This is a genomic window from Staphylococcus sp. TCBT05 (assembly GCF_055179755.1).
Genome location: NZ_JBUQDQ010000028.1, coordinates 1 through 1,033, shown reverse-complemented (window position 1 = coordinate 1,033; position 1,033 = coordinate 1). Strand labels below are relative to the sequence as shown.

Below are 1,033 nucleotides of genomic sequence, written 5' to 3'. Positions count from 1 at the left end.
CACATAGTATTTACCAGTAGGTGTCATAGAAATCGTACATGACTTGATTATATGGTCTTGTGGTATTTCTCTATGCTGTTTGATACGTACCATTTTCAGTTTTGGCAATTTGATATGACCGTTAAGCAACATAATATTTCCGTTCACTACATTCGTTGTATAAGACTTTCTGTCTTTTTGCTTTTGAATGTTGGGAAGTCATTTTGACCACGAAAGAAATTTTTATAGGCAGTTTGCAAGTTTAGTTGAGCATTTGCCAAAGCTAATGAATCCACTTCTTTTAACCACTCAAATTCTGCTTTGTATTTTGCAGGAGTGGGAAGCTTTTGTTTCTTTAGTTGATCCTTATCATCTTTATGTTTTTCATACGCTTCTTTCCGTTCAGCTAACATTCTGTTATACACGAAACGTACACAACCGAAGGTTTTACGCATAAGATGTGCTTGGTCTTCTGTTTAATACAAACGGAATTTATATGCTTTATTCTGCTTTGTCATATCATTTCACCTCACTTTTCACTTTGATTTTCAATATATGTTTTTACTACGTCTATTGGCGAACCACCAGTAGTTAGCAAGCAAAAACTTCTTGACCAAAACATCTCTTTCCAAAGTTTCTTTTTCACTTGTGGAAAGTCTCTTTTAATAAGTCGAGAACTTGCACTTTTATAAGCATTGATGAATTTTGTCATTTCTGTATTAGGGTGTGCCTTGAACAAAATATGAACGTGGTCTACATCATGATTCCATTCAACTAACGTGATGTTATAGTTTTCAGATAGTCGAACAAACATATCTTTTGCATAGTCTGACATATCATCATCAAACACATTTCTTCTGTATTTCACGACCAACACAAGGTGATAATATAACAAGAATACTGAATGGTTATTACTATCTAATTTCATTTATATACCAGCCCTTATAATTTATAAGACTGATTATATTAGAGGCAAAATAAAAAGGAAAACCTTTTGGCTACGCCAAACCGAAATTCATCTCCCACCTACCGTTGGGCTACGCCCTTCACACGC

The 1,033-nt window shown here is 34.5% G+C and carries 1 protein-coding gene and 1 pseudogene; both read right to left on the bottom strand.

Translation table 11 applies throughout. The features are described 5' to 3' along the window. Positions 1-497: pseudogene (locus ACY191_RS06750) on the bottom strand (RNA-guided endonuclease TnpB family protein); the annotation flags it as partial. A gap of 11 nt (positions 498-508) precedes the next feature. Next, positions 509-907 (bottom strand): IS200/IS605-like element ISBth16 family transposase, encoded by a 399-nt coding sequence (tnpA, locus tag ACY191_RS06745; protein WP_000762752.1) that lies wholly within the window; start codon positions 905-907, stop codon positions 509-511. Between the last annotated feature and the right edge of the window lie 126 nt (positions 908-1,033).

Bases quoted from the DNA above. Each gene is read 5' to 3' on its own strand.
- tnpA (WP_000762752.1), bottom strand. From the start codon at position 907: ATGAAATTAGATAGTAATAACCATTCAGTATTCTTGTTATATTATCAC.